The sequence below is a fragment of the Thioalkalicoccus limnaeus genome (assembly GCF_041197575.1).
Taxonomy (GTDB): Bacteria; Pseudomonadota; Gammaproteobacteria; order Chromatiales; family Chromatiaceae; genus Thioalkalicoccus; species Thioalkalicoccus limnaeus.
The window spans coordinates 1-26,908 of record NZ_JBDKXB010000035.1 but is presented as its reverse complement, the minus strand read 5'-3'; the positions used below and the strand labels follow the sequence as shown (position 1 = coordinate 26,908).

The window sequence follows — 26,908 nt, the reverse complement described above, 5'->3', positions numbered from 1 at the left end:
GAACGGGGTGCCGGGGAGAGAATGAATGTCGTCGAGACCTTGCGGGCCGCCGCGCCTTGGCAGCGCATCCGGCGGGCCGAGCGAGGCCGGGACGGGGCCGGGAGCGAACGAGCGCGGGTCGAGGTCCGAGCCGAGGACTTTCGGATCACGCGTTACAAACAACGCTCGGAAACCACGACCATCTTCGTCGTCGACGCGTCGGGCTCGGCGGCGCTGCATCGACTCGCCGAGGCCAAGGGGGCCGTCGAGCTGCTGTTGGCCGATTGTTATGTCCGCCGCGACCGGGTGGCCCTGATCGCCTTCCGTGGCCGAGAGGCGGAGCTGCTGTTGCCGCCGACGCGGTCGCTGGTTCGCGCCAAGCGGAGCCTCGCCGGGTTGCCCGGCGGGGGTGGCACCCCGCTCGCGGCCGGCCTCGACGCCGCACTCGCGCTGGCCGATGCCGTGCAACGGCGGGGAGGGACCCCGGTGCTGATCCTGTTGACCGACGGACGTGCGAACATCGCGCGCGATGGCAGCGGCGGTCGCGCGCGCGCCGAGGAGGACGCGCTGGCCTCGGCACGGCTGGTGCGGGTCGCCGAATTGACGGCGCTGCTCGTGGATACGTCGCCGCGACCCCAGGAACGCGCGTCGCGGCTGGCCCAGGAGATGGGCGCGACCTATCTGCCGCTGCCCCATGCCGACGCGAGCATCCTGTCGCGCGCGGTGCAGGCGGCGGATTGATCGTCAGCGTGGCGGGATCCGGTGCCGTGGTCGGGGAGGGCGAAGTCGGACGGGGTGTCGGCGGCCGGCCCGGCTCGATGAGCGCTGGCATGCTGCGGCGTCTGAGTTGGGACCCCGACGGCCGGGATTGGCCGAATCGCGCGCATAGCCGGTTCGTGTCGGCGTCGGGTCTCTGTTGGCATCTCCAGCGGATGGGGGACGGACCAGATCTGCTGCTGATCCACGGGACGGCGGCGGCGACCCATTCTTGGGGCGGCCTGGCCCCGCTGCTCGCGCGTCGTTTCCGTGTCCTGACCCTGGATCTTCCCGGGCATGGCTTCAGCGGCCCGGTCGAGTCCTATCGTCAGTCGCTGCCTGGGATTGCGCGGGCGCTCGATGGTCTGCTCGGTGTGCTGGACGTTCGGCCCCGGTTGGTCGTCGGCCATTCGGCGGGCGCGGCGATCCTGGCGCGGATGTGCCTGGACGGGCGCATCGCGCCGCAGGCGCTGATCAGCCTCAATGGCGCGTTGCGCCCGTTCGCCGGGGCCGCGGGGCGCCTGTATTCGCCGATGGCGAAATTGCTTGCGCAAGGCGATTGGATGCCGCGCCTGATTGCGCGCCAGGCGGCACGACCCGGCAAGATCGAGCGGCTGATCGACCAGACCGGATCGCGTCTCGGTCCCGACGGGATCGCGCTGTATCGGCGCCTGGTGTGCAGTCCGGCGCACGTGGCCGCGACGCTCGCGATGGTGGCGAGGTGGGATCTTGCGCCGCTGCTGCGAGACTTGCCGCGGCTGGAGCCGGAGCTGTTTCTGATCGCCGCCGACAAGGACCAGTCGGTTCCGCCGGCGGAGGCCGCGCTGACGCGCGCGCAGCAGGTCCCCTCGGCGACGCTGATCCCGTTGCCGGACCTGGGTCATCTCGCGCACGAGGAACGGCCCGATGAGGTAGCGGCGCTGATCGAGCGGATTGCCGACCAGGTCGGCCTGTAGCGGGCGGACACCCCGCTGAGTTGGTCCTGACCCCGGCGTCGACGTTGGCCCAATGTCGGCCCAGGATCGCCCTGCATGGCCATGGGTGGCATTTGCCGGGAGGCGAGTTCCGGCCGGCGAGACGGGTGGAGGCCAGGATCGCTTCGATCGAGTATCGGGAAGTGTCCGGCGTAGATTGGCCCTTGCTATAATGCGGGCTGCGAACGATCAGACTTGGGACCAGCACACTTGACCATGACGCCGCCGCACGACCAGCACGCATCGACCAGTTCCAACCGGCGTCGCGGGGCGCCCCATGCCGTCGTGATCGGCAGCGGCTTCGGCGGCCTGGCCGCGGCGGTGCGGCTCGGGGCGCGTGGCTATCGGGTGACCGTCCTCGAGCGGCTCGATGCCCCGGGCGGCCGGGCCTATGTACACCGGCAAGATGGCTTCACCTTCGACGCAGGGCCGACGATCGTCACGGCGCCCTTCCTGTTCGAGGAGCTCTGGTCGCTCTGCGGTCGGCGCTTCGCCGACGACATCGACCTGCGGCCGATGTCGCCCTTCTACCGGATTCGCTTTCATGACGGCGCCCAGTTCGATACCAGCGGGGATGCCGCAGCGATGCGGGCCGAGGTCGCGCGCTTCGCACCGTCGGATGTCGAAGGCTATGAACGTTTCCTGAAGATCAGCGAAGAAACCTTCAGGATCGGCTTTGAACAGGTCGCGCACATCCCATTCGACTCTTGGACCGACATGGCGCGCATCGCGCCGGATCTGCTGCGGTTGCAAGGGCACCGCAGCATTCACAGCCTGGTGTCGAAGTACGTCAAGGATGAACGGCTGCGCTTCGCGCTCAGTTTTCATCCGCTGTTCGTCGGCGGCAATCCATTCAATGTCACCGCGATCTACAGCATGATCGCGTTCCTCGAGCGCCACTGGGGCGTTCATTTCGCGATGGGCGGTACCGGCAGTCTGGTAGGCGGCCTCGTCGATCTGATCACCGGTCAAGGCAACGAGGTGCGCTATGGTGCCGAGGTCGCCGCCATCACGCTCGATGGCCGGCGGGCGACCGGCGTGCGCTTGACCTCTGGCGAATCGATCCCGGCCGATGTCGTGGTGTCGAATGCCGATGTCTCCTGGACCTATCAGCACCTGTTGCCGGCCGAGGTGCGGCGCCGTTGGACCGATCGGCGCCTGCGCAAGTCGCGCTACTCGATGAGTCTCTTCATCTGGTACTTCGGCACCCGTCGCCAATACCCGGACGTGCCCCATCATACGATCCTGGTCGGGCCGCGCTACCGCGAGTTGCTTGATGACATCTTCAAGCACAAGGTGCTGGCCCCGGACTTCAGCCTGTATCTGCATCGCCCGACGGCGACCGACCCGGCCCTGGCCCCGCCCGGTTGCGATGCCTTCTATGCGTTGTCGCCAGTCCCGCACCTCGAGAGCGGGGTCGACTGGCAGGAGCGCGCCGAACCCTATCGCCAGGCGATCGCCGCCCATCTGAGCGAGACCCTGCTCCCCGGTCTGGAGTCGGAGGTCGTGACCTCGCGCGTGATGACGCCGCTGGACTTCCGCGATCGACTCCTGTCGGTTCACGGCGCGGCCTTCAGCCTGGAACCGGTTCTCTGGCAAAGCGCATGGTTTCGGCCCCATAATCGCAGCGAGGATATCGATCGGCTCTATCTGGTCGGTGCCGGGACCCACCCGGGCGCGGGTCTGCCTGGCGTCCTCTCGTCCGCCCGCGTCCTAGACAAGGTGGTACCCGATGCAGCCGACCGACCTTGATGCCTGTTTTGCATCCGCCGAAGACCTCGCCGCCTGTCGCGACACCTTGCGCGACGGGTCGCGTTCCTTTTACGCCGCTTCCTTTTTGCTGCCGCAGCAGGTCTGCGACGCGGCGGTTGCCCTCTATGCCTTTTGCCGTGTCGCCGACGACGCGGTCGACCTGACCGACGAGCGCGTGCGCGCGCTCGCCGACTTGCGCGAACGGCTGGCCATGATCTACGCGGGTCAGCCGCGGCCAATCCCGGCCGACCAGGCCTTTTCGGCCGTCGTCCGGCGCTATGGGATCCCGCGTGACCTGCCCGAAGCGCTGTTCGAGGGCTTCCAATGGGATGCCGAGGGGCGGCGTTACGCGGACCTGTCGGGCGTCTACGCCTATTCGGCGCGGGTCGCCGGCACGGTCGGGGCCATGATGACGCTGCTGATGGGCGGGCGGGATCCGCAGGTCATTGCGCGCGCCTGCGATCTCGGCGTCGCGATGCAGTTGACGAACATCGCCCGCGATGTCGGCGAGGACGCCCGTGCCGGACGACTGTATCTGCCGCAGGACTGGCTGCGCGAGGAGGGCGTCGACCCGGATGCCTGGCTGCGCGACCCGGTCTATGAAGACGGGGTCGGTCGCACCGTCGCGCGGCTGCTCGAGGCGGCCGAGGTGCTCTACGAACGGGCTGGCGTCGGGATCTCGCAACTGCCGCGGAGTTGTCGCGCTGGGATCCACGCGGCACGCTTCCTCTATGCCGAGATCGGTCGGGAGGTGGTGCGCAACGGCTATGATTCGGTATCGAGTCGTGCCGTCGTGCCCTTCACGCGCAAGGCCTCGCTGTTGTCGCGGATCCTGGTCGCGACGGCGGTCCCGGAGCGGCGCGGCCGCGAGATCCCGGCCCTGGCCGAGACCCAGTATCTGGTCGATGCGGTGGCTCGGGCGCCAACCCCGCCGGACGTGAGGGGATCCCTGGTGCTGGTACGGCCATCGAAGCGCAGCCTCGATGAACAGGTTGCCTGGGTGCTCGATTTGTTCGAGCGCCTGGAGGAGCGTGACCGAAAGCGGATGGCCTACATGCGCTCGGTCGCGATGATGGAGCATACGGCGCGCGCGGCGAAGCGCCACGGTCAAGCCGGTTAGGCCACTCCCGGAGAATAACGCGCTAGGCTTGCGCGGCTGTCGGCTGGATCGCGACCGAGCTGTCCGCTGGATCGCGACCGATTGGATGTAGGTGCGGCTTCAGCCGCACGAAGGCCAAGGCCCTGGCTGAACGGTGTTGCGGCTGAAGCCGCACCTACAGCCGCACTTCAGTCTGGCCGAATGGTGTTGCGGCTGAAGCCGCGCCTACGCCGCGCATCAGCTCGTAGGTCGGGAAAGCGCAGCGCATCCCGACGTCGAGGGCGGCATCCCGACATCGAGGTCGGCATCCCGACGTCGAGGGCTTAGGGACACGCCGAACGCCTCAGCGTGTCCCTAACCGCGGCGGCGGAGCCGCGCGGACGGCTCCTAGCGCGCCAGGCGCGGCATCCGAAACGGCAACAGCACCTGTACCCAGCCTTGCCGGAAGCGATCGAGCGACAGGCTTTCGTGGACCGTCGTGACCGGCTCGCCGAGCAGGTGAGTCGCGACGACCGAGCGCGCGTAGAAGGGCGTGTCCTCGAGCGTCTCGACGACTTTGGCCGACTCGCCGGCATCGGCCTGGGTCGCGCGCGCGATGCGCCAGATGCCGGTCGTCGGCAAGGCCGCCGGCGGCGGCGGCGCGAAGGCTTCGACCGCGCCGTTCGGTGCGATCCGCAGGGCTAGCGACATCCGCTCGCCGTTCCGGCGTATCACGTCGTAGAGGATCGCGGCCCCATCGCGCAGGCTCGCGCGCGACCAGTCCCAGCACGCGAATCCGTCCTCGAGCGGCTCGCTGCCATAGTTGGTGTCGAAGTAGCCCGATCCCGACCAGCGCAGGTCCGGCCTGTGCATCTCGACCTCGACGCGCGCACAGGGCGCGAGCGGGCTCCAATGATGGCGACCGTTAGCGTCGAGCGTGACCCGATGATCGACGACCGTGCCAGGATGCAGTCGGATCTGGCCGCGCAACCGGGACGGGATCGGTGCCGTGATCTCGTCGACGTCGATGATCAGCGCGTCGCCGGTCCAGCGCACGCAGCTCGGACCGATCGTCAGGGTATCCGCGGTCCGCGCGAGTGCGGCGCGGCCCCGCTCGGTCAAAGACCAGCGTTTGCCCGCCGCGCCGTACAGGGCGACGTTCAGCGAACAGAAGTTGTCCGGCTCGCCGCGACCGCGCCGCCGTGCCCAAGCATAGTAGGGCGAGAAGACGCTGCCGACGAACGCGATCAGCGTCAACCCATGGCGTCCATCGTCGCTCAGCGCGTCGACGTACCACCAAGCGTAACCGTTTTGCGGGACCGGCCGGTCGAAGCGAGGTCCGAGATCAGGGTCGCGGCGGCCAGGCGCCCGCTGATCCCGGCCATCGGGACGCCCGGTCCCGGATGCACGCTCCCCCCCGCCAGATAGAGCCCCGGCACCCGGCTGCGCGACGCTGGACGCGTGAAGGACGCCAGCCAGCCGTGGGCCGCTCGGCCATAGATCGCGCCGCCGGTCGCGGGAAAGATGCGGTGGAATTGGCTGGGTGTCGTCAAGACGCTGGTGCCGGGTCCCCGGTCGATGCGCAGGCCGAAGCGTTCCAAATAGCTGAACGTCAATTCCTCGCATTGTTCGATCTCCGCTTGCTCATAGGTGTGCGTGTCGCCGTTCGATGGGGCATAGATCAATAGGAGCAGCCGCTCTGGGCCCGCCGGCCCCTGTCCGTCTTTGTCGTTGCGGTCTTGCGCGCAGACGTAGACGGTCGGTGCCCCCGGCAGGCGCCGGCGCTCGAACACGTCGCGGAACTCGGCCACATAGTCCTGCGAGTAGAAGTACGAGTGCCGAACCAGAGGGAAGCCGGAGGTCGTCGCATTGACGGTCCAGGCCATCAGCGACAGCGACCGCTGCGACGCGGGGACCGGCGCGCTGGCCTTGGCCACGCCGTTGCCGAAGAGGCCCGCCGCGAGCGAGGCGACATCGGCATTCAGTACCAGGGCGTCCCCGTCGAGGCGCTCCCCGTTTTCCAGTACGACGGCCTTGGCGCGCCCGTTTTCGACCTGGATCGAGCGAACCTCGCTACCGAAACGGAACGCGACGCCGCGCTCGATGGCCAGGCGTTCGAGCGCCTTGGTCAACGCGAACATGCCGCCATTGACGAGCCAGATGCCGTTCTGCTCGACTTGAGCCATCAGCATCAGCGTGGCCGGTGTCTGCAATGGCGAGGAGCCGATGTAGGTCGCGTAACGCCCGAACAGCGCGCGCAGGCGCGGATCCTGGAAATAATCGCACAACGAATCCCACATCATCGTGTAGGGCTTGATCTTGCGCAGGTCGCCGAGGCGGCCGAGGCCGACGCGGTTTACCAGCGACAGGGGATTCGGTCGCGACGAACGCAGGAATGGGCCCTCTAGGGTGTCGTAGATCTGCTTCGCGCGGGCGCTGAATTCGCGAAACCGCCGACCTTCGTGTGGGCCGGCGAAGCGCGCCACCGCATCGGCCGAGCGCTCCAGGTCGGCGTACAGGTCGAGCTGCTCGGTCTCGCTCCAGGCATGCCGGGCGAGGACCTCGGCCCGCTCGAGGCGGATGTAATCCGACAGCGACGTGCCGGCGTCGGCGAACAGATCCTCGAAGACCCAGGCCATCGTGAACAGTGTCGGCCCAGCATCGATGCCGGCGCCGCCGACCTGGATCTCCCGCATCTTGCCTCCCGGCCCCTGCGCCTTCTCGACGACGGTGACCTCCAGGCCTTGCCGGGCCAAGTCGATCGCGGTGACCAGACCGCCGACCCCGGCCCCGATGACGACCACGCGCTTGGTATTCACGCTGCGATGCCTCCCGTTTCACTGTCATTGACTGGGCACTAGCGAGTGTCTATCTTACGTGACATTGCCAGTGACAACCACTGGTGACACTTCCCAACCTGAGCCCGGGAGGCCATCCGATGGATGCGACGACGCGAATAGAGCAGGCCCTGGACGCGGCCGTGACGGCTGCCGAAGGCCCGCTCTGCCCCCCGAGGCTGGCCGCGGCGATCCGGTACGCGGTCTTTCCCGGTGGCGCACGCATCCGCCCGCGCTTGGCGCTGGCCGTCGCCTGGGCCTGTGGCGATGACGCACCGGGCGTCGCCGATGCCGCCGCGGTCGCGATCGAACTGCTGCATTGCGCATCTTTGGTGCATGACGACCTGCCCTGTTTCGATGACGCGCCGATCCGCCGCGGCAAGCCTTCGGTACACAAGGCCTTCGGCGAGCGCCTGGCCGTGTTGGCTGGGGACGCCTTGATCGTGTTGGCGTTCGAGACGCTGGCGCGCGCCGTCGGGACGGCGCCCGAGCGTCTGGCTCCGCTCTTGCAAATCGTTGGCGGGTCGGTCGGCATGACCTCGGGCATCATCGCTGGTCAGGCCTGGGAATGCGAGCCGCGGATCGAATTGGCCGAGTATCACCGGGCCAAGACGGCGGCCCTGTTCGCTGCGGCGACCGCGGCCGGTGCAGCCGCGGCCGGTGCCGATCCCGAGGCCTGGCGGGCCTTTGGCGAGCGGCTCGGCGAGGCCTATCAGGTCGCCGATGACATCCGCGATGTCGCGGCCAATGTCGAAGACCTGGGTAAGCCGACCGGGCAGGATCAGGCCCATGATCGTCCGAGCGCCGCGCGTGAGCTCGGCATCGCGGGTGCCGTGGCGCGCCTCGACGAGCTGGTGGCCGCGGCGGTCGGCGCGATACCCCCCTGTCCAGGCGCCGAAGACCTGCGCAAGTTGATCCGCGCCGAGGTGTCGAGGCTCCTTCCGAAGGAACTAGCACGGCGTGGCGCCTGACATGGGGCGGGTGTGCCCGTGCCTGTCCGCGTCGCTCGCCAAGGAGATTCCCATTGCAAGCACGTTTGACGTTGCGTGACCGGGCCCTGGGCGTCCGTGATCGCCTGATCGCCAGTCCCCGCTTTCAGCGCTGGGTCGCCGGAGTCCCGATCGTTCGCAAGGTGGCGCAGCGTCGCGCCCGCGCGGTCTTCGACCTGGTAGCCGGTTTCGTCTATTCGCAGATCCTGTTCGCCTGTGTTCGCCTGAAGCTGTTCGACGCGCTGGTCGAGGGACCGCGCTCGATCGTCGACTTGGCTGAGCGGCTGTCCTTGTCCGTCGACGCGGCCGAGCGGTTGCTCCGTGCCGCCGCGGCACTGGGCCTGGCCCAGCGGCGCGCCAACGGTGATTACGGTCTCGGGGAGCTCGGCGCGGCCGTGGTCGGTAACCCCGGGATCGCGGCGATGGTGGAGCATCACGCGATCCTCTACGCTGACCTTCACGATCCGGTTGCCTTGCTGCGTGGCGAGGAAAAGGACACGCTGATGGCCAACTACTGGCCGTACGCGGCGGGTGGACGCACCGACGAATTGGCCGCCGAGCGGCTCGTCGAGTACAGCGCGCTGATGTCCGCGTCACAGCCGCTGATCGCGTCCGACGTCATCGATGCCTACCCGTTCGAGCGTCATCGTTGCTTGCTCGACGTGGCCGGCGGGGAGGGGACCTTCTTGGCGGCCGTCGGTGCCCGGGTTCCGGCCCTGCGCCTGATGCTGTTCGATCTGCCGGTGGTCGCGGATCGGGCTAGGGCGCGCTTCGCGCAGGTCGGGCTCGCGGACCGGGCCGAGGCGGTGGGTGGTGACATGCTGGCAGATCCGCTGCCCGAGGGCGCGGATCTCGTGTCGTTGGTTCGGGTCGTGCACGACCACGACGATGTCGGCGTCGAGGCCATCTTTCGCTCGGTCCGTCGGATGCTGCCCGATGACGGGGCCTTGATCGTTGCCGAGGCGATGTCGGACACGCCCGGTGCCGAACCGATCGGCGACGCCTATTTCGGTTTCTACCTGCTCGCGATGGGGCGTGGCCGTTCACGGACACCGGACGAGATCATCGCCCTGCTGCGCAAGGCGGGCTTCACGCGCTGCGAGATCCTGCCGACCCGTCGCCCGATGTTGGTCCGGCTGGTGGTCGCCCGCCCATGACCCCGGCGCCTGGGTGTAAAACGCGCTTGACAATCCTGTCAGTCAGGCTAGACTGACACCAGCGTGAAAACCTTGGGTGAAGACCCTTTCGGCAACTTGGAATCTCGACATCATCAGTGACCATGAACGCCCTCGCCGTCGTCCTCGAGAAGCCGCAGCGGCTCGCGCTGAGTCGGCTCGATTTGTCGCCTCCGGGCGACGAGGACGTCGTCGTCGATATCGAGTGGAGCGGTATCAGCACCGGGACCGAGCGGCTCCTATGGTCGGGTCGCATGCCGCATTTTCCCGGCATGGGTTATCCGCTGGTGCCGGGCTACGAATCGGTCGGGCGTGTCACAGCGGCCGGGCCGGCTTCCGGGCGTCAAGTCGGTGAGCGGGTCTTCGTTCCGGGTGCGCGGTGCTTTGGCGATGTGCGCGGGTTGTTTGGCGGAGCCGCTTCCCGGTTGGTCGTGCCGGGTCGGCGTGCGGTGCCGATTCGCGAGGATCTCGGCGAGCGGGGGATCCTGTTGGCGCTGGCGGCTACGGCCTATCACGCGTTGTCGGTCGACGGCGCGCACGCACCCGACTTGATCGTCGGTCATGGCGTGCTCGGGCGCCTGCTCGCTCGCATTGCGCTTGCCGTCACCGATCAGGTACCTGTCGTGTGGGAGCGCAACCCGCAGCGCGCGGCCGGTGCGGTCGGTTATCGCGTCGTCGATCCTGCGGAGGATCTGCGTCGCGATTATCGAGCCATCTATGACGTCAGCGGGGATGCGTCCTTGTTGGACGATCTGATCGCCCGGTTGGCGCCGCGTGGCGAGGTGGTGCTGGCTGGCTTCTACGACGAGCCGCTGTCGTTCGCCTTCCCGCCGGCCTTCATGCGCGAGGTGCGGATTCGCGTCGCGGCCGAGTGGGGTGACGCGGATCTGGTTGCGGTGCGGGACCTCGTCGATGCCGACCGTTTGTCGCTCGATGACCTGATTACGCACCAGCAGCCCGCGACGGAGGCCGAATCGGCTTACCGCGTGGCCTTTGACGATCCGGCTTGCCTGAAAATGGTCCTGGACTGGAGGATCGCCGCATGAAGGCTTGGACGGCTCGGACAGTTCGGGGCAACTTGGCGCTAAAGACGGTGCAACCGGTGATGACCACAGATCGAAAAAGCGAGCGCGCGGGTGATTCCGTGTCCGTCGCGTCGCCAGCGAAGCAGACGCAGATCATAGCGATCTACGGCAAGGGTGGTATCGGCAAGAGTTTCACGCTGGCCAATCTGTCGTACATGATGGCCCAGCTCGGGAAGAAGGTGCTGTTGATCGGGTGCGATCCGAAAAGCGATACCACGACCTTGTTATTCGGCGGTCGCGCCTGTCCGACGATCCTCGAGACCGCCGCGAAGAAGAAGCTCGCCGGCGAGGAGCTGAAGATCAGCGATGTCTGCTTCAAGCGCGACGGCGCGTTTGCGATGGAGCTGGGTGGGCCGGACGTCGGGCGAGGCTGCGGCGGGCGCGGCATCATCCATGGCTTCGAGTTGCTCGAGGGGCTGGGTTTCGCCGAATGGGATTTCGACTACGTTCTGCTCGACTTTCTTGGTGACGTCGTCTGCGGGGGCTTTGGGCTCCCGATCGCGCGCGACATGTGTCACAAGGTCATCGTCGTCGGCTCCAACGACCTGCAGTCCTTGTATGTCGCGAACAATGTCTGTTCGGCGGTCGAGTATTTCCGCAAGCTCGGTGGCAACGTCGGGGTCGCGGGCATCGTGATCAACAAGGACGATGGGACCGGGGAAGCGCAGGCGTTCGCGGCGGCGGCCGGCATACCGGTCCTCGCGGAGATCCCGGCGGACGATGGGATTCGGCGCAAGAGCGCGAGTTATCAGATCATCGGTCGCCCGGGCGACGAATGGGGCGATCTGTTCGAGCGGCTCGCGGTGCGGGTCGCCGAGGCCGCGCCCGTGCAGCCGCGTCCGCTGACGCAAGAGGCGTTGCTGAACCTGTTTCAAGGGGATGAGGTGGGTCGGAGCATCGCGTTGGAACCGGCGACCGACGAGGATATGTGTGGCCAGCGGAGGAGCACGAAGCCGTCTCTCGAAGTCATCTACGACAACGTCTGAAGCTCATCAATCTTTGACCGTATAGCAGGGCTCGATGACCAGCAAGCAGCCACATGGCCAGGGTGTGACCCAGAATCCGTCGGACGCGCAAGCGGTGTCGACCGATTTCGGCGTGGCACCGAATGGCGTCGGGTCGGCGGCGCGACTGCCCGCATCCGGTGGCTGTCACGCTGGTGGCGATGAGCTGCGCCGTGCGACCGAGGCGGCGGGCCAGGGGCCTTTGCTGCGGCAGTACGCGGCGGACTATCCGGCTGGCCCGCACGATCGGCCGCAGACCATGTGCCCAGCGTTCGGGTCGCTGCGTGTCGGGCTGCGGATGCGCCGGACCGCGACGATTCTGTGTGGGTCGGCATGCTGTGTCTACGGTCTTACCTTCACGTCGCATTTCTATGGGGCTCGCCGGACCGTCGGCTATGTACCCTTCGATTCCGAAACGCTGGTCAGCGGCAAGCTGTTCGAGGATATCCGCGAGGCGGTTCATCAGATCGCCGATCCCGAGCGCTATGACGCGATCATCGTGACCAACCTGTGCGTGCCCACGGCGGCCGGAGTGCCGCTGCGCTTGCTGCCGAAGCAGATCAACGGCGTCCGCGTGATCGGCATCGATGTGCCTGGTTTCGGGGTGCCGACACACGCAGAGGCGAAAGACATCCTGGCCGGGGCGATGCTTGCCTACGCGCGGGCCGAGGCCGAGCAGGGGCCGGTGCAGGCGCCGCGGCAAGGCGTCGCGGATCGTCCGACGGTCACGCTGCTCGGCGAACTGTTCCCTGGCGATCCGGTCGTCATCGGCTCGATGCTGGAACCGCTCGGCCTTGCGGTCGGGCCCATGGTCCCGACGCGCGAATGGCGCGAGCTCTATGCCGCGCTCGATTGCGCCGTCGTCGCCGCGATCCACCCGCAATACCGGTCGTCGGTTCGCGAGTTCGAGGCGGCAGGGCGGCCGGTCGTCGGGTCGGCGCCGGTTGGCTATGACGGGACGGCGGCTTGGCTCGATGCGATCGGCGATGCCTGCGGATTGGCGCGGGCGCGCGTCGACGGCGTCAAGAATCGACTGTTGCCGGCAATCAAGGCCGCATTGTCGCAAGCGCCGATCAAGGGCCGGATCACGCTGTCCGGTTACGAGGGCTCGGAGCTACTGGTGGCTCGCTTGCTGATCGAAAGCGGCGCCGATGTGCGGTACGTCGGGACAGCCTGTCCGCGGACGCGCTGGTCGGACCCGGATCGGGAATGGTTGCTCGCGAAGGGTGTGCACATCCAGTATCGGGCCTCGCTGGAGCACGACACCGCGGCGATGCAGGAATTCCGTCCGGACTTGGCGATCGTGACGCCGGCGGGCAACCCGAAAGCGAAGCGGATGCCGATTCCGGGCCTGTACTTCACGAACCTGATCTCGGTTCGGCCGATGATGGGGCCGGCCGGTGCGGGGTCGCTGTCACAGGTCGTCAACGCCGCCATCGCCAGTCGTGCGCGCTACGAGGAGATGGACGCCTTCTTCGCTGGGGTCGGCGTCGGGCTTGGGTCGGGTATCTGGGATCGACTCCCGTCCAGTCATCCGGCTCTGAGGCTCACCGACGAAGCCGGCGGTGAACAGCTCGGGCTCGGAAAGGTGGCGCGGTCATGCTGATTCACGATCTGGATCGGGCCGGCGGGTATTGGGGCGCGGTATACGTCTTCACGGCGGTCAAAGGCTTGCAGGTGGTTATCGATGGGCCGGTCGGCTGCGAAGACCTCCCGGTGACCTCGGTGCTGCACTATACGGACGCGCTGCCGCCGGACGAATTGCCGATCGTAGTGACCGGCTTGGGCGAAGAGGAGCTGGGTCAGCTCGGTACCGAGCAGGCACTGAATCGGGCGCTGGCGACGCTCGACCCGACGCAGCCGAGTGTCGTGGTCACAGGCTCGATTGCGGAGATGATCGGTGGGGGCGTCGTCTCGAGCGGGGGCAATGTCCACCGTTTTCTGGCCCGCACGATCGACGAGGACCAGTGGCAGACCGCCGATCGCGCGATCTATTGGCTATGGAAGGAGTACGGCACCAAGAGACGGGCGGGCAGAGCGAACCGGCCTGCTCCGAAAGCCAAGCCTACCGTCAATTTGATCGGGCCGAGTTATGGTTATTTCAACACCTGGTCCGACCTCGCCGAAATGAGACGGTTGGTCGAAGGGCTGGGTGCCGAAGTGAATATGGTCTTCCCGCTGGGAAGTCATATCGACGACATACCGCGGCTGGCCGATGCGGATGTGAACATCTGCCTGTACCGGGAGTTCGGGCGAGCCCTGTGCGAGGCGCTCGATAAGCCGTACTTGCAGGCGCCGATCGGTTTGCTGAGCACGACGCGGTTCCTGCGGGCGCTCGGGGAACTGCTGGAGCTGGACCCGGAGCCGTTCATCGAGCGGGAAAAGCACACGACCGTCAAGCCTCTTTGGGATCTGTGGCGATCGACGACGCAGGATTTCTTCGGTACCGCGAGCTTCGCGATCGTCGCGACCGAAACCTACGTCCGAGGAGTGCGGCATTTTCTAGAGGAAGAGATGGGGATGCCCTGTCACTTTGCAATCCCTCGGTCGGCCGGGCAGAAGTCCGACAACGACGCGGTGCGCGAGGCGGTCGCGAACAAGACGCCCTTGATCCTGTTCGGGAGCTACAACGAACGGATGTACCTTGCCGAGTGCGGGGCTCGTGCGATTTACGTCCCGGCCTCGTTTCCTGGGACGATCGTGCGGCGGCATCCCGGAACCCCGTTCATGGGGTATGCGGGGGCGACCTATCTGATTCAAGAGGTCTGTAACGCCCTGTTCGATGCGCTGTTTCATGTGCTGCCGCTCGGTGCGGATCTAGACCGGGTCGAGGCGACCCCATCGCGGCTGCATCGGGAGATGGCATGGGACGACGAGGCGAAGGCGCTGTTGGATCGGATGCTGGAGTCCGACCCGGTCCTGGTGCGCATATCGGTCGCGAAGCGATTGCGTGATGCAGCCGAGCGCGCCGCGAGGGAGGCGGGCGAGGAACGGGTGACGGCGGAACGGGTTCACCGTGCCCGGGTGGCGATGAAGGAAGGGCGGGCGGCCTGACCGTACGCGCGTGATCGCCTGAGGTGGAGAGCGGCGGCGAGGCGGCCTGCGAGGTGAAATTCCACCCGGGCTCACCGGGTAGGCAAACAGTCGTGATCTCTGTGTGTCACGACCTTCTATGTCCGGCGGCGACAGCCGCGGGGCCGACATTGAAAACTGGAGGGTATAACCATGGCCGAGCAATACAACCTGACTGGTTTGTCCGACGCAGAGGCGAAGGAGTTCCACAGCATCTTCATGCCGAGCATGTACGGATGGTTCTCGCTGGTCGTGCTGGCGCATGTGCTGACGCACCTGCGCTTCCCGTGGATCTAGTCTCGGACCGGCCATTTCCGAGATGTCAGCTGGCGACCTGAACGAAGATGTGCGGGCCGTCGCGTTTCAAATAGAGGAGAGATCACATGTATAAACTTTGGCAACTTCTGGATCCCCGCCAAGTCCTGATCGCGATCACCGTTTTTCTGATCCCGCTGGGGCTTCTGATTCACTTCCTGTTGCTCGCAACCGAGGATCTGAACTGGCACGAAGACGGTCGCCCGATTCCGCTGAAGGCAGCTTCGGCCTATGACCGCGCTCAGCAGGGTCTCCCGTATTGACGGGTTGTCCTGGTCCGCGTTGCGCAGGCGGCGGGGTGATCGCAGAGACCGAATAGCGTCACCCCAGCCGAATGCGATGGCCCTGATTCGCGCCGGCAGCCTGATCGACCAGACCCACTGAAACCGTCAAGAACATCAGTTGCAATTCGGTTAAGGCAGGTCATGGAAAAGTTCGGAAACATGGGATAAAAGGTCACGGCAACGAGGCGAACCGAGGCCGCGGGTGGTGAAAAGGATTGGTTAACGGAATTCGCCTGGCGGAATCGGTGAAGTGATGATTCCGTCGCAGCGCGATAGAGACAAATGGCCGCAAGGCTTACATCGACATCTGGAGGGTAAATCCATGGCTGAAAAGTACAATCTGACCGGACTGACGGACGAAGAGGCGAAGGAGTTCCACAGTATCTTCATGCCGAGCATGTATGGCTGGTTTTCGCTGGTCGTGCTTGCCCATGTGCTGACGCATCTCCGGTTTCCCTGGATTTGATGATCGCTGTGTTCCAAGCCACCCGTACGTGGCGTGAACACAGGGCACAAGAAAACCCGATGACGGTAAAGGAGAGCATTTGATGAACACAACGCTGACAAAAGGCGATCTCAAGCGCCCGCAGGACGGCACCTACCGGATCTGGAAGATTCTCGACCCGGCGCGCACGCTGTGGTTCCTGACTTGGTTCCTGATCTTCCTGGGGCTCTTGATTCATATCCTGCTGTTCAAGTCCGATGACCTGAACTGGCATACCGACGGTCGTCCGATTCCGTTGAAAGCGGCCGCGGCCTACGAGCGTGCCCAGCAGGGTCTCCCGTACTAAGAGCGGGGCAGGTTGCGCGCGGGGTAAGCGGCGGTGCTTGGTCGAGTGCCTGAGTAGATTGGCGCGGAGGCGTCGATGACGATTGGGGTTGGATCGAATCAGGCGCCGGCCTAAGACGCAGGCAGTTCAGAGTGCGAATGACGGGAAGCGCCCGCCGCGGCCGGTAGCGCTAAGAGGAGGCGACCTGACGGGTGGCCTTCGCAGCAGAGGAACATACACAATGGCCATGCTCAGTTTTGAGAAGAAATATAGAGTCAGGGGGGGGACCCTTGTCGGGGGTAACGCCTTCGACTTTTGGGTAGGCCCCTTCTATGTGGGCTTTTTCGGCATCACTGCGATGCTGTGCATTATCACGGGTATCTTTTTGATCGTGGTCGGGGCCGTCTACACTTGGCCCGAGGCCCCAGCGGCTGGGAATATCTTCTTGGTCAACATCGCCCCGCCGGATATCAGTTACGGGTTGTTGCAGGTTCCGCCATTCGGCGAGGGTCTGGTGTGGCAGCTCATAACGATCTGTGCGCTGGGTGCCTTCATCTCCTGGGCGCTTCGTGAGGTCGAAATTTGCCGCAAGCTCGGTATCGGCTATCACATCCCGATTGCGTTCAGCTTCGCGATCTTCGCGTACTCGGCGGCCGTGTTCATTCGGCCAGTCATCCTGGGCTCCTGGGGCCACGGTTTGACCTACGGCATCATCAGCCACCTCGACTGGACCAATAACATCGGCTACCAACAGCTGAACTATCACTACCATCCTGGGCACATGCTGGCGATTTCCTTCTTCTATGCCAGTGCCTTCGCCCTGTCGCTGCATGGCGGTGTGATTCTGTCGCACACGAACCCGAAGAAAGGCGAGACGGTCAAGACCGCAGAGCACGAAAACACCTACTTCCGTGATGTGCTCGGCTATTCGATCGGCGCCCTTGGCATCCATCGCTTGGGTCTGTTCCTGGCGCTGAGCGCTGGCTTCTGGTGCGGCATCCTGAATCTCACCACAGCAACCTTCTGGACCCGTCCGTGGCCAGAGTGGTGGACTTGGTGGCTGAAGTTCCCATGGTGGGCCTAAGGAGACGAAAATGCCTCAATATTTCAATATTTTCACGCGAGTGCAGGTACGCGCGCCGGTCTATCCCGGTGTGCCGCTGCCGAAGGGGCGACTGCCTCGTATAGGCAAGGGTGGTTACCCATCTTACTGGCTCGGCAAGATCGGCGATGCGCAGATTGGGCCGATTTACCTGGGGTTCTGGGGGCTGGCCTCGCTGATGGCCGGTTTCCTGGCCTTCCTGATCGTCGGCATCGGAATGCTGGCATCGGTGCAATGGAACCCGATCCTGTTCGTCAAGTTCTTCCCGTGGCTGGCGCTCGAGCCGCCACCACCGGGTAACGGCCTGCATATCCCGGTCCTGTGGGACGGCGGGATGTGGCTGATCGCCGGGTTCTTCTTTACGATGTCGATCCTGCTGTGGTGGGTTCGGACCTATGTCCGGGCACGTGATCTGGGTCTCGGCACGCATGTGGCTTGGGGCTTCGCGGCGGCCATCTGGTTCTTCCTGTCGCTTGGCTTCTTCCGGCCGCTGCTGATGGGTGACTGGTCGGAAGGCGTGCCGATGGGTTGGTTCCCGCATCTCGATTGGTTGACCGGTATCTCGCTGTCGTACGGGAACTTCTATTACAACCCGTTCCACATGCTGGGCATCGCGTTCATGTACGGCTCGGCGCTGCTTTGGGCGATGCATGGTGGCACCATCCTGGCGGTCAGTCGCTTCGGTGGTGACCGAGAGATCGATCAGATCGTCGATCGTGGTACGGCGGCGGAGCGCGCGGCGCTGTTCTGGCGCTGGACGATGGGCTGGAACGCATCGATGGAGTCGATCCACCGTTGGGGCTTCTGGTTCGCGACCCTGATGATGATTTGCGGCGGTTTCGCGATCAATCTGACTGGTCCCTTCGTCGACAACTGGCATCGTTGGGCCGTGAAGCACAACATCGCGCCGGTCTATCCCGGCTATGGCGTGACTGACCCGGCAGCGCCGGAAGGCTCCGGTGATTGGGCCGTCTATCCCTACCTGCCCGTTGGGGACCCGGGTGTCTATGTGCCGGCCCTGAGGGATGGAGGTGTGCAATGAAAGCAGGAAACAAGAAGCTATTGACCCTGGTCGCCGCCGTTGGCGCGACGACCCTGGTCGCCGGGTGCGAGTACACCGAGAACCTCCCGTTCGAGTGGCCCTTCTTCCATGAGAGCCACGAACTCGGGGCGCCGGGCCTCGGCATGCAGTGGGTCATCAACCCGAAGCACTGGCGGGAGCTGGAGGCGCGGAACGTCGTACCCCAGCCGCATCCGCCGGCGAGCCCGGATGGCCCGCGGGCCTCGGAGATCTATCAGAACGTTCCGGTTCTCGGGCATCTGAGCATCGGTGAGTTCAACCGGCTGATGGTCGCGATGACGGACTGGGTGTCGCCGCAAGAAGGCTGCACCTATTGCCATCAGCCCGACGACATGGCCGCCGAGGCGCCCTACACGAAGCTGGTATCTCGCGCGATGCTGGAGATGACGATCCACGCGAACGAGAGCTGGCAGGCGCACGTCGGCGAGACGGGCGTGACCTGCTACACCTGCCACCGCGGCAACCCGATCCCAGAGTGGGTCTGGTCGAAGCCGGTGCCGAACACGATCCCGTCGATGATGACGCCGCTCGGTCAGAACATGCCTTCGTGGCACACGACCTACTCGGCGTTGCCCTATGACCCGATGTCGCTGTTCCTGGAAGGGGACCAGAACATCCGGGTGACGGGCTCCGACGCGTTGCCGGTTGGCCAGCGCCGCGTGAAGACGAAGAAGGCCGAGGAGACCTTCGCGCTGATGTTCCATATCTCGAGGTCGCTGGGCGTTGGTTGCGTGTACTGCCACGACGCCCGTGCGTTCGAGCGCTGGGACTTCAGCCGGCCAACCCGCGTGACGGCGTGGCATGCGATCAAGCACGTACGGGAGATGAACAACGAGTACATCAACCCGCTGCTGCCGCTGCTGCCCGACCAGGCCCGGGGTCCGATGGGCGATGCGCTGAAGATCGGCTGCCACACGTGCCACCAGGAGGCCTATAAGCCACTGCTCGGCGTTTCGATGCTGGCGGACTATCCGGAGCTGGCATCGTCCGGGCCAAAGGCCGATGCGGAAGAAGCGGTCGAGGTCGCGGTCGCCGACGAGGCCGAGGCGGAGGCCGAGGAATAAGGACCTAGGAGGTCAAGGACCGGTTCGGGCGGACCCAGGGTCGGGTCCGAACGAACCACCCGAGCCAGGTCGGCCACGCGGCGCGTGCGATGACGGGGCCTCGGGGCAGGCGGCTTTTGACAGGGGATCGACCAGGGAAGGTCGTCCTGTGCTGGAGGCACGAAGGAAGGTCGAGGGAGTGGCGACTTGGATTTGGCTTCGACCGGGTCGAGCGACGCCACCGAGGCGCGGCAGCAGGTTGGAGCGTGAGATTCGCGGGGCGGTTCCGGGCGTTGATGCCGTAGGAATTTGGACAACCGTCACGACGATCCTGGCCGCGGGGAAGCCGCGGTAACGGCCGCAAGGCCAAATTTGAAAACTGGAGGGTATATCCATGGCTGAGCAATACAACTTGACCGGACTGTCCGACGAAGAGGCGAAGGAATTCCACAGCATCTTCATGCCGAGCATGTACGGTTGGTTCTCGCTGGTTGTCCTGGCGCATGTTCTGACCCATCTGCGCTTCCCCTGGATCTAAGGGTCGAGCCTGTACATTCGATGACTTAATCGTCGGGGTGACGAAAAGGTTCGTTCATCCCAACCCGTTAGCATAGGAGAGAACTCATGCACAAGATCTGGCAAGTTATGGATCCGCGCTCAACCCTGTCGGCGATTGCTGTTTTCCTGGTGGCGCTGGGCTTGATCATCCACGCGGGTCTGCTGAGCACGACCGATCTGAACTGGTGGGAAGACGGGCGTCCGGCGCCGCTGAAGGCCAAGGCCGCTTACGAGCGCGCGGCGGCTGGCCTGCCCTACTAATCTTTGTAGGGAGGTACGGGCGGACCACCTTTTGCAGACGGCGGAGCACGCGTTGCCCCGGCGACGCGTGGCCTCCGACTAGCGGGAGGTGGCAACCCGCGGCGACACGGTGGGGTCGATCGCCGGCGCGGGGTCAGAATGGCTCCACCTGCAAGGTTGCCCGAGGGATAAGGCTTGGACTGCTCCCGGTCTCGACAGAACCGAAGGAACCGGGACGAAGGACGACACAAGGCGGTCTGAGAACGAAACCAGGCGGTGGCGGCGCGAGGGACACTGTGATGAGGGTCTCGCCCGGCCGAATCGGTGGAGATCGCGCCGCCGCCGTCGCCAGGCTCGGGGATTCAGGTACCGGAGGCCGCATTGGGTAGGACAATCGTCGTGGCATCGACAGCGGCGGCAAGACGGGCTCCTTCGGCGACACTTTTTGAGGGCGCTGGCGATAAAGAAACCGAATTTGCGTGAAGGCTCGTTAGACGGCGTCCGGGGGAGTAGCGGCGAGAAGACCAGCAGTAGGCAACGGCTCCCGAACCCGGTTGCACCTACCCATTCCGGAAAAGGATGTGACCAGTTTGTGACGTAAAAGGCGGAAGCCTGTAAACAATACGTGAGGAATGATCCATGGCTGAGAAACAATACAATCTGACCGGGTTGTCGGATGAAGAGGCGAAGGAATTCCATAGCATCTTTATGCCGAGCATGTACGGCTGGTTTTCACTCGTGGTCCTCGCGCACGTCCTGACGCATCTTCGGTTTCCCTGGATTTAGATGGCAGGCGCCCATCCCGAGATGGTGAACGCATCAAGGGTCGGGGCGAGTCCGGCTACGACGTGTGATGCTTTGGAGAGAACCTTATGTACAAACTATGGCTGATTCTGGATCCTCGCCGCACCTTGGCGGCGACTGCGGCCTTTCTGATCGTGCTGGGTCTTTTGATCCATTTGCTGTTGTTGACGACGGTGGATCTGAACTGGCACGAAGACGGGCGGCCGATCCCGCTGAAGGCGGCGGCGGCCTATGAGCGAGCACAGCAGGGGTTGCCGTATTAGTCAACGTGTTCGGATCGGAGGCACCGATCCTATGCACGGTGGCCCGAATAGTCAGGGCGCGGGGCAAACCGACGGTGGCACCGGGACGGGAGCGCGCGGCCCCTGGCATTGGAAACTGGCGAGACTAGTGAACTGGAGAGATTACGATGGCTGAACAATACAATCTGACCGGCTTGTCCGATGAAGAGGCGAAGGAATTCCACAGCATCTTCATGCCGAGCATGTACGGCTGGTTTTCGTTGGTCGTGTTGGCCCATGTCCTGACCCATCTCCGCTTCCCCTGGATCTAGGGCACGGGTGGCCAATGTCATCGCGGGCCATGTCTCGATGAATGAAGGCTCGACGAACAGACCACTCTTACGTGTTAGGAGAAGATTATGTACAAACTTTGGCAGATCCTGGATCCAAGAGGGATCCTGTTGCTGATCGCCGTCTTCCTGCTTCCGCTGGGGCTGCTGATTCACATGCTCCTGCTGAGCACCGAGGATTTGAACTGGTGGGAAGATGGCCGACCGGCGCCGCTGGTCATGAAGGCGGCTTGGGAACGCGCGGACGCTGGCCTGCCTTATTGAACGAGGCTATGTACACGCGGTTGTCGGGAGCGAGCGACGGAGTGCGCGCCCCCGGCTGCGGATAGGTTCGCGACGGATCGGGGCCGAGGCTAGCGTAGACGGCAACGGGCGCGGCGAATGGAAAGGAAGTGAACGGAACCGTTGGTGGGGTCGCCGGGCTGGGATCGGCTCGATAGTGGAGCGAAGCGATGCCGCGATGCGCCGAGCCAGCCGACAAAAACGAGGCGAGGGCTGTGCGTGACATGACGTGTAGGTCTGTCCGCCATGGTCGGTAGCCGATCCCGTTAAGCTGATAGGGGATTCAATTATGTACAAAATCTGGCAATTGACGAAACCAGGCGAGACCCTGGTTGCGATCTTCGGGTTGCAGTTCGCGTTGGGCATCATCATACACGGGCTGCTTTTGACGACGACCGACCTGAACTGGTGGGAAGACGGGCGTCCGACTCCGTTCCCAGCGGCGGCAGCGCACGAAAGGGCCGAGGCGGGCCTTCCTTACTGAGAAAGGGGGCCGATAGGGCTGCGATGACCGTGGCGCGGTGTTGAAAGGAGCCGGGCCGGATCATCGCCGATATTGGGTTGAGCGAAGCTCGTTCAGAACGGACGTCGCTGGATGGGCAGATTGAGAGCTGGCCGACTGGCCACGAACTGGAGGGTAAAGATATGGCCGAGAAATACAACCTGACGGGTCTAACCGACGAAGAAGCGAAGGAATTCCACAGCATTTTCATGCCGAGCATGTATGGGTGGTTTTCGTTGGTCGTTCTGGCCCACGTACTGACCCATTTGCGCTTCCCCTGGATCTGAACCGGGAAAGCATTCTCGAGCTGATTTGGTTTGCGGGGCGGCTGGGAATCTCGGCGCCTTCGGCAACTAAGATAGGAGTGAATTCATGTACAAGATTTGGCGTGTCATGGATCCGCGCGCAACACTGCTCGCGATCTTCGTTTTCCTGATTCTTCTCGGATTGACGATCCACTTCGGGCTGTTGGCGACGGAAGACCTCGATTGGCATTCGGACGGACGGCCGGCCCCGCTGGTGGAAAGGGCGGCGGCGCTCCGTGCGGAGGCGGGCTTGCCCTACTAGGGGCCTTGTCCGGAGCGGAGGCGGGGGCCGACGGAGCCGAAGTCTTCGTTGGCCTCTACCCCGCGCAAACGAGGCCGAATGGGGCGGGCGGCGATGTCCGGCCTGGAGGCAGGTGCGAAAGGCGGGTACGATCGACAGTAGGGTTGCGACGAGTCGCAACCCTTTTGTTGTTTTTGGGATGGCGAAGCGCGGAAAGCGCGTGCCGGTGACCCAGGCGGGCTGGCCGATTCAGCCTGCCCTTGCGGGGCGGGAGTTGCGGCCTGTTCAGTCGCGAAAAACCACTGACTGGAGAGGCAGTCGGAAATCCTGTCGTCGGCTTTCGTGCTCCTCGCTGGCCGGGTCGGCCACTAGGTCAGCGTCTCGGTAAGGGCATCCCGGAGAGGGGTAGCGGAATGGCTTGGGCAGGGGTACTGAACGCGGGTGGGACGGGAATTAGCGGCGAGCAAGGGGCTCGAACGTGCTTTGCAGTGCCCGCTGCGCTCAGCGCCATTGGATCTGAAATAGGCAAGATTTAGCTCCGGCCGCCGCACAGCTGAGCTGCTGGCAATGGCTCGCGGGGTGCACGAGAGAGCGAAAGATCCGCTCGAAGGTTGCGGCGTAGAAGTCGCAGACGGGTTCCCTTGTGTGAAGGTGCCGGCAGACAGGGCAACCGGCGATCTCGAGGCTGACGGGGTGGGTGGCCGAGAAACGAAATGTGCCACTGCCGGCGAAGGTCCACGAGTGTTTGGCGATCGCGTGGAGCAGGACTCGGCCGGCCCATGGTGCCGGCATGCGTCGCAGGATAGGCTGAACGCGGCGAGGGATCCTGTGAGTCAGGAGGTAATCGCCGGTCCGAGTGCCGGCGCGACGAGAGACGGCACGGGCCGCGGTGGTGCCGAGTACCGCGTGCAGGGCTTGTTGAAGCCTCGCGACCTCGTCTTCGTCGACCATCTCTTCGGGAGGCGTGTCGAGGTGATGGCGGAGCCCGGCGGTCGAGAAGACGCGTAAAGGCAGGCTTTCGTCGTCTTCGTGAAGCACCTGCGCGACTTGACGGATGGCGTTTGGGCCGATGCGTGCGGTTGAGGGTGTGTCCATTGGCTACAGGTTTCGTAGCAGAGGCCAGAGGGCCTCATCGCTTCGCAAATGCCGCTGTGGATCGATACAGAGGGCGTGGACGAAGTAGCGACCGCGGTCGGTAAGGCTCAGGCGATCGCCATCGATCTGGACCAAGCCATCCTTGGCATATTGCGCAACACGAGCGAACTCCTTCGGCAGGCCGAGGGCCGCCAGGTCGATGGGAATCTCGAGATTGCAGATCAACCCGATGATCGCCTCGCGCCGTTGTTGCTGCGCTGGGTCGAGCCGACGGCCCTGTGCCATGGGAAGACGGCGCTGGCCGATCGCGTCCTGCCAGTCCTTCATCGAGCAGGGACTATTGACCAGCAGGCTTCCGGTCTCGGTAACGCCACCGAGTCCGAAGGACATCAGGTGCCGCGTCGGCGCGGGGGTGTAGCCGATGCCATTCAGGTGAAGACGTGCCTCTTCTTGGGCAATAGCCAACTCATCGGTATCGAGTACGAAGGTGTCGAGCCCGATCCAAGTGTAGCCCGACTCAGCGAAGCGGTCGACGGCGCGGTGGAAAAACGCGAGCCGGTCGAGGCTCGATGGCAATCGGGCCGCGTCGATCGCGTGTTGATGCGGATGCAGGTCGGGCGTATGGGTGTAGGGGTAACAGGATACGCGGTCGGGGCCGAGGCCGATCACGGCGTCGAGGGTCGCGCCAAAGCTGTCGAGGGTCTGTTCGGGCAGCCCGTAGATCAGGTCGAGATTGATGTACTCGAAACCGGCGTCACGGGCCATGCCGTAGACGTCTTCGACCATCTCGAGCGACTGGACGCGGCCGATCGCCCTCTGTACTTCGGGCTGCAAATCCTGGACACCGAAACTGATGCGGCGAAAACCCAAGCCGCGCAACAGCGACAACTGGCCAGCACTGGCGCGACGCGGATGGCACTCGATCGAGCTATCGGTCTCGCCGAGAATGCGAAAGCGCTGGGAGACCATCTCCATCAGTCGCACCAATTGCGAGTCATTGAGATAGTTCGGCGTCCCACCGCCGAAGTGAAGCTGCAGCAGATCACGGTCGCTGCCGATACGTTGAACGACGAGATCCATTTCCTGCGCGAGGTGATCGAGGTAGCGGTCGATCCGTTCGCTGCTGTGCGTGATCGTCGTGTTGCAACCGCAATACAGGCAGCGCACCGCGCAAAAAGGAAGATGAATATAGATGGAGATGGCTTCGTCGGGCGATTGCCCGAGACGGTCAAGCGCATCGACATAGTCGGTCAAGCGGACCGTTGGGCTCAGACGGTCGGGCCGAGGCAGAACGGTGATGTTCCGCCAAGACTGCTCGGATGGGCGGAGCCGAGGTTCGGCGGACAGGGCAGGATTCATAGCGAGGTCTCCGTGTTGGTCCGGGGACGGTGGCTAGGCAGGCGCTCCGGGCGTAGACGGGAGACGAAAGCCCTGGTTGGTGGACACAGATACCGAGCCGAGCCGTCACCGCGACCCTCTTTGAGGGCAGGCCTCCGCAGAGACTGCGCGGCAACACCGAAATGGTGCCGGTTACGCTGGGTCTGGCGCACGTCGTTTTCCTCGCAGCGCGGAACGATCGCGGGTCGTAAACGAACCAGAAGGCGACCGCCCCGAGCAAATCCAACCTGGATGCCGATTGGCGAACGCGGACCACCTGCGCAGTAGTCCGGTGACGGGTGATTCAAGGTTGTCTCTGCCGTCGCCAAGTCGGGCTGCCGCGGACGCCTACGCTAACGAATGCCATGACATGTTTCTTTGACTCAAATCAAGATCCAGGGCGAAAGCGTGACAGGCTAGACAACACGGGCAAGATGAGGATGCTCCTTCGTTGCTATGTGTCCGGGTTCGTGGGGGCGGTGCCCGCCGGATGGGCGGGCGGAGGGTCCGGACGCGGCTCGGTCCGGCGATGCGATTCCGCGCGAGGGGCGCGTAGCCGGCCCGGGTCCCCCGGCGATGTCCCGGTCTCTGCAGACGCGTCTTGTTCCTTGTCCGACGGTTCCTCGGTCGCACCCTGGTGCCCAGTCTGCTCGGGCCTGATCGCCCATTTCCACAGGGCCGCATCGGCTAGCGGCAGCACGAGAAACCAATGTTCCAGGATGCCGAGTGCGAGCAGCGTGGCAATCAGCGTCAGGGATACGGCAACGAACGGGTCGGCATCCGGCAGGAGCGCGCGTTGCATCAGCAGGGCGACGAGGATGGTCGCGACCGTCACCGAGATCGGGAACAGGAGGTTGATCGGCTTCTTCTTGATGAAGCTGGTGAGCATGCGCAAGTGCTCGGGCAGCCAGTCCTCGTTGAGATTGGGTACACCGAAGAATAGATTGAGCTTCGCGCTCCAGCGCATCCACCACAAGACCAGGAACGTCCAGGTGCCGACCTGGTTCGGCTGGCCCCAGGTCAGCCACACGATCAAGGCTGCGAGGCCAACGACGGCCAGTTCGTGGTAGAGGCTCACCTGCACCGCAAGCCGAAAGCGCGCCCAGTTGCTGGATCCGACCGGGCAGGGCTGTTTCCGCGGGCCGGTCACCAGGCCCATGAAATAGCTCATCTCGAGCCAGCCCCAGATGAACACGGCATAGGTGAAAGCCAAATAGGCACTTGTGACGCTGGCGTTCGCACTCTGTTGAACGAGACCGAACAAGGAGAGCGTGAGAAGCAGGGTCGCGCCGAGCATGCTCCATGGGTAGGTTTGGCGAGGAAGGCGATTGAGGTAAAGAACGACCCCAGTGCTGAACCACCAGACGAAGAGTGCGAAGAGAAGTGGCGCGAGGTACTGAGAAAGCATCAGGCGGGCTCATGAAGCGACGATCCGCAGGATCGCCGACAGACTCCACAAACGGGAGAGTGTAACCGAACCCGGCAAGGAGGTCATGCGGATGTCGGGGTGTCGCGGCGACAGGCAAAGAAAAAGGCGCCCATCGAAGGGCGCCGAAAAAAGGACCCCTCCGATTGCGAGGGGTTTCACGAACCGTGTCTCGGCACGGTTGAAAAGGCGTCAGATGAAGACGGCCTCG

31 protein-coding genes are annotated in these 26,908 nt (G+C 64.6%); 26 read left to right on the top strand and 5 right to left on the bottom strand.

Annotated elements, in window-relative coordinates:
* The 4 genes from ABC977_RS16510 to ABC977_RS16495 all read left to right on the top strand — a co-directional run.
* On the top strand, window positions 1–720 hold a 720-nt coding region (locus ABC977_RS16510; RefSeq protein ID WP_369668378.1), incomplete at its 5' end, for a VWA domain-containing protein.
* 89 nt (window positions 721–809) lie between these two features.
* Window positions 810–1,691, top strand: coding sequence for an alpha/beta fold hydrolase BchO (bchO, locus tag ABC977_RS16505; protein WP_369668377.1), 882 nt, complete (start codon window positions 810–812; stop codon window positions 1,689–1,691).
* 234 nt (window positions 1,692–1,925) lie between these two features.
* The gene (locus ABC977_RS16500; RefSeq protein WP_369668380.1) at window positions 1,926–3,461 is read left to right on the top strand and encodes a phytoene desaturase; all 1,536 of its coding nucleotides are present in this window, start codon (window positions 1,926–1,928) and stop codon (window positions 3,459–3,461) included.
* On the top strand, window positions 3,442–4,581 hold the full coding sequence (locus ABC977_RS16495; RefSeq protein WP_369668376.1) for a phytoene/squalene synthase family protein: 1,140 nt from the start codon (window positions 3,442–3,444) through the stop codon (window positions 4,579–4,581). The genes ABC977_RS16500 and ABC977_RS16495 overlap by 20 nt, the downstream gene beginning before the upstream one ends.
* Before the next feature lie 366 nt (window positions 4,582–4,947).
* On the opposite strand, the gene ABC977_RS16490 is transcribed toward ABC977_RS16495, so the two are convergent.
* Together ABC977_RS16490 and crtD are read right to left on the bottom strand one after the other, a co-directional pair.
* Window positions 4,948–5,796, bottom strand: coding sequence for a carotenoid 1,2-hydratase family protein (locus ABC977_RS16490; RefSeq protein ID WP_369668375.1), 849 nt, complete (start codon window positions 5,794–5,796; stop codon window positions 4,948–4,950).
* A gap of 20 nt (window positions 5,797–5,816) precedes the next feature.
* Window positions 5,817–7,358 carry a 1-hydroxycarotenoid 3,4-desaturase CrtD gene (gene crtD, locus ABC977_RS16485; protein ID WP_369668374.1) on the bottom strand — a complete coding sequence of 514 codons (1,542 nt, stop codon included), beginning with the start codon at window positions 7,356–7,358 and terminating at the stop codon, window positions 5,817–5,819.
* 119 nt (window positions 7,359–7,477) lie between these two features.
* Here crtD and ABC977_RS16480 point away from each other — a divergent pair, with 119 nt between their 5' ends.
* The 22 genes from ABC977_RS16480 (at window position 7,478) to pufA (ABC977_RS16375) (ending at window position 22,820) form a co-directional block, all read left to right on the top strand.
* On the top strand, window positions 7,478–8,347 hold the full coding sequence (locus tag ABC977_RS16480) for a polyprenyl synthetase family protein (RefSeq protein WP_369668373.1): 870 nt from the start codon (window positions 7,478–7,480) through the stop codon (window positions 8,345–8,347).
* Window positions 8,348–8,400: 53 nt separating this feature from the next.
* On the top strand, window positions 8,401–9,522 hold the full coding sequence (locus ABC977_RS16475) for a methyltransferase (RefSeq protein WP_369668372.1): 1,122 nt from the start codon (window positions 8,401–8,403) through the stop codon (window positions 9,520–9,522).
* Between the two features lie 122 nt (window positions 9,523–9,644).
* A complete protein-coding gene (gene bchC / locus ABC977_RS16470) occupies window positions 9,645–10,586 on the top strand; it encodes a chlorophyll synthesis pathway protein BchC (protein ID WP_369668379.1) in 942 nt (313 codons plus the stop codon).
* A 59-nt stretch (window positions 10,587–10,645) separates the two neighbouring features.
* The gene (locus ABC977_RS16465; RefSeq protein WP_369668371.1) at window positions 10,646–11,611 is read left to right on the top strand and encodes a chlorophyllide a reductase iron protein subunit X; all 966 of its coding nucleotides are present in this window, start codon (window positions 10,646–10,648) and stop codon (window positions 11,609–11,611) included.
* Window positions 11,612–11,645: 34 nt separating this feature from the next.
* Window positions 11,646–13,235 (top strand): chlorophyllide a reductase subunit Y, encoded by a 1,590-nt coding sequence (gene bchY / locus ABC977_RS16460; protein WP_369668370.1) that lies wholly within the window; start codon window positions 11,646–11,648, stop codon window positions 13,233–13,235.
* The gene (gene bchZ, locus ABC977_RS16455; RefSeq protein WP_369668369.1) at window positions 13,229–14,683 is read left to right on the top strand and encodes a chlorophyllide a reductase subunit Z; all 1,455 of its coding nucleotides are present in this window, start codon (window positions 13,229–13,231) and stop codon (window positions 14,681–14,683) included. Before bchY ends, bchZ begins: the two co-directional genes overlap by 7 nt.
* A gap of 171 nt (window positions 14,684–14,854) precedes the next feature.
* On the top strand, window positions 14,855–14,998 hold the full coding sequence (gene pufB / locus ABC977_RS16450; RefSeq protein ID WP_369668368.1) for a light-harvesting antenna LH1, beta subunit: 144 nt from the start codon (window positions 14,855–14,857) through the stop codon (window positions 14,996–14,998).
* Window positions 14,999–15,084: 86 nt separating this feature from the next.
* Complete coding sequence (gene pufA / locus ABC977_RS16445; protein ID WP_369668367.1) at window positions 15,085–15,279, top strand: light-harvesting antenna LH1, alpha subunit; 195 nt, start codon at window positions 15,085–15,087, stop codon at window positions 15,277–15,279.
* A gap of 343 nt (window positions 15,280–15,622) precedes the next feature.
* The gene (gene pufB / locus ABC977_RS16440) at window positions 15,623–15,766 is read left to right on the top strand and encodes a light-harvesting antenna LH1, beta subunit (RefSeq protein ID WP_369668366.1); all 144 of its coding nucleotides are present in this window, start codon (window positions 15,623–15,625) and stop codon (window positions 15,764–15,766) included.
* Between the two features lie 82 nt (window positions 15,767–15,848).
* On the top strand, window positions 15,849–16,091 hold the full coding sequence (gene pufA, locus ABC977_RS16435; protein WP_369668365.1) for a light-harvesting antenna LH1, alpha subunit: 243 nt from the start codon (window positions 15,849–15,851) through the stop codon (window positions 16,089–16,091).
* A gap of 220 nt (window positions 16,092–16,311) precedes the next feature.
* On the top strand, window positions 16,312–17,154 hold the full coding sequence (gene pufL / locus ABC977_RS16430) for a photosynthetic reaction center subunit L (protein WP_369668364.1): 843 nt from the start codon (window positions 16,312–16,314) through the stop codon (window positions 17,152–17,154).
* A 10-nt stretch (window positions 17,155–17,164) separates the two neighbouring features.
* A complete protein-coding gene (gene pufM, locus ABC977_RS16425; protein WP_369668363.1) occupies window positions 17,165–18,214 on the top strand; it encodes a photosynthetic reaction center subunit M in 1,050 nt (349 codons plus the stop codon).
* Window positions 18,211–19,317 carry a photosynthetic reaction center cytochrome PufC gene (gene pufC / locus ABC977_RS16420; RefSeq protein WP_369668362.1) on the top strand — a complete coding sequence of 369 codons (1,107 nt, stop codon included), beginning with the start codon at window positions 18,211–18,213 and terminating at the stop codon, window positions 19,315–19,317. Before pufM ends, pufC begins: the two co-directional genes overlap by 4 nt.
* A gap of 373 nt (window positions 19,318–19,690) precedes the next feature.
* Window positions 19,691–19,834, top strand: a complete 144-nt coding sequence (pufB, locus tag ABC977_RS16415; RefSeq protein WP_369668358.1) for a light-harvesting antenna LH1, beta subunit — start codon at window positions 19,691–19,693, stop codon at window positions 19,832–19,834.
* A gap of 86 nt (window positions 19,835–19,920) precedes the next feature.
* Window positions 19,921–20,115: a light-harvesting antenna LH1, alpha subunit gene (pufA, locus tag ABC977_RS16410; protein WP_369668361.1), complete on the top strand. Its 195-nt coding sequence runs from the start codon at window positions 19,921–19,923 to the stop codon at window positions 20,113–20,115.
* A 618-nt stretch (window positions 20,116–20,733) separates the two neighbouring features.
* The gene (gene pufB, locus ABC977_RS16405) at window positions 20,734–20,880 is read left to right on the top strand and encodes a light-harvesting antenna LH1, beta subunit (RefSeq protein WP_369668360.1); all 147 of its coding nucleotides are present in this window, start codon (window positions 20,734–20,736) and stop codon (window positions 20,878–20,880) included.
* Window positions 20,881–20,966: 86 nt separating this feature from the next.
* Window positions 20,967–21,161 (top strand): light-harvesting antenna LH1, alpha subunit, encoded by a 195-nt coding sequence (gene pufA / locus ABC977_RS16400; RefSeq protein ID WP_369668359.1) that lies wholly within the window; start codon window positions 20,967–20,969, stop codon window positions 21,159–21,161.
* 146 nt (window positions 21,162–21,307) lie between these two features.
* The gene (gene pufB / locus ABC977_RS16395) at window positions 21,308–21,451 is read left to right on the top strand and encodes a light-harvesting antenna LH1, beta subunit (RefSeq protein ID WP_369668358.1); all 144 of its coding nucleotides are present in this window, start codon (window positions 21,308–21,310) and stop codon (window positions 21,449–21,451) included.
* Between the two features lie 87 nt (window positions 21,452–21,538).
* A complete protein-coding gene (gene pufA / locus ABC977_RS16390) occupies window positions 21,539–21,733 on the top strand; it encodes a light-harvesting antenna LH1, alpha subunit (protein WP_369668357.1) in 195 nt (64 codons plus the stop codon).
* Window positions 21,734–22,040: 307 nt separating this feature from the next.
* The gene (gene pufA / locus ABC977_RS16385; protein ID WP_369668356.1) at window positions 22,041–22,235 is read left to right on the top strand and encodes a light-harvesting antenna LH1, alpha subunit; all 195 of its coding nucleotides are present in this window, start codon (window positions 22,041–22,043) and stop codon (window positions 22,233–22,235) included.
* Window positions 22,236–22,312: 77 nt separating this feature from the next.
* Complete coding sequence (gene pufB / locus ABC977_RS18335; RefSeq protein WP_439849201.1) at window positions 22,313–22,540, top strand: light-harvesting antenna LH1, beta subunit; 228 nt, start codon at window positions 22,313–22,315, stop codon at window positions 22,538–22,540.
* 85 nt (window positions 22,541–22,625) lie between these two features.
* Window positions 22,626–22,820 (top strand): light-harvesting antenna LH1, alpha subunit, encoded by a 195-nt coding sequence (pufA, locus tag ABC977_RS16375; RefSeq protein ID WP_369668355.1) that lies wholly within the window; start codon window positions 22,626–22,628, stop codon window positions 22,818–22,820.
* A 480-nt stretch (window positions 22,821–23,300) separates the two neighbouring features.
* Here the strand turns inward: pufA (ABC977_RS16375) and bchJ are convergent, their stop codons facing one another.
* From bchJ to puhE, 3 genes are all read right to left on the bottom strand, one after another.
* Window positions 23,301–23,894: a bacteriochlorophyll 4-vinyl reductase gene (bchJ, locus tag ABC977_RS16370; RefSeq protein WP_369668354.1), complete on the bottom strand. Its 594-nt coding sequence runs from the start codon at window positions 23,892–23,894 to the stop codon at window positions 23,301–23,303.
* Between the two features lie 3 nt (window positions 23,895–23,897).
* Window positions 23,898–25,253 (bottom strand): oxygen-independent coproporphyrinogen III oxidase, encoded by a 1,356-nt coding sequence (hemN, locus tag ABC977_RS16365; RefSeq protein WP_369668353.1) that lies wholly within the window; start codon window positions 25,251–25,253, stop codon window positions 23,898–23,900.
* Window positions 25,254–25,725: 472 nt separating this feature from the next.
* Window positions 25,726–26,679, bottom strand: a complete 954-nt coding sequence (puhE, locus tag ABC977_RS16360) for a putative photosynthetic complex assembly protein PuhE (protein WP_369668352.1) — start codon at window positions 26,677–26,679, stop codon at window positions 25,726–25,728.
* Window positions 26,680–26,908 lie beyond the last annotated feature (229 nt).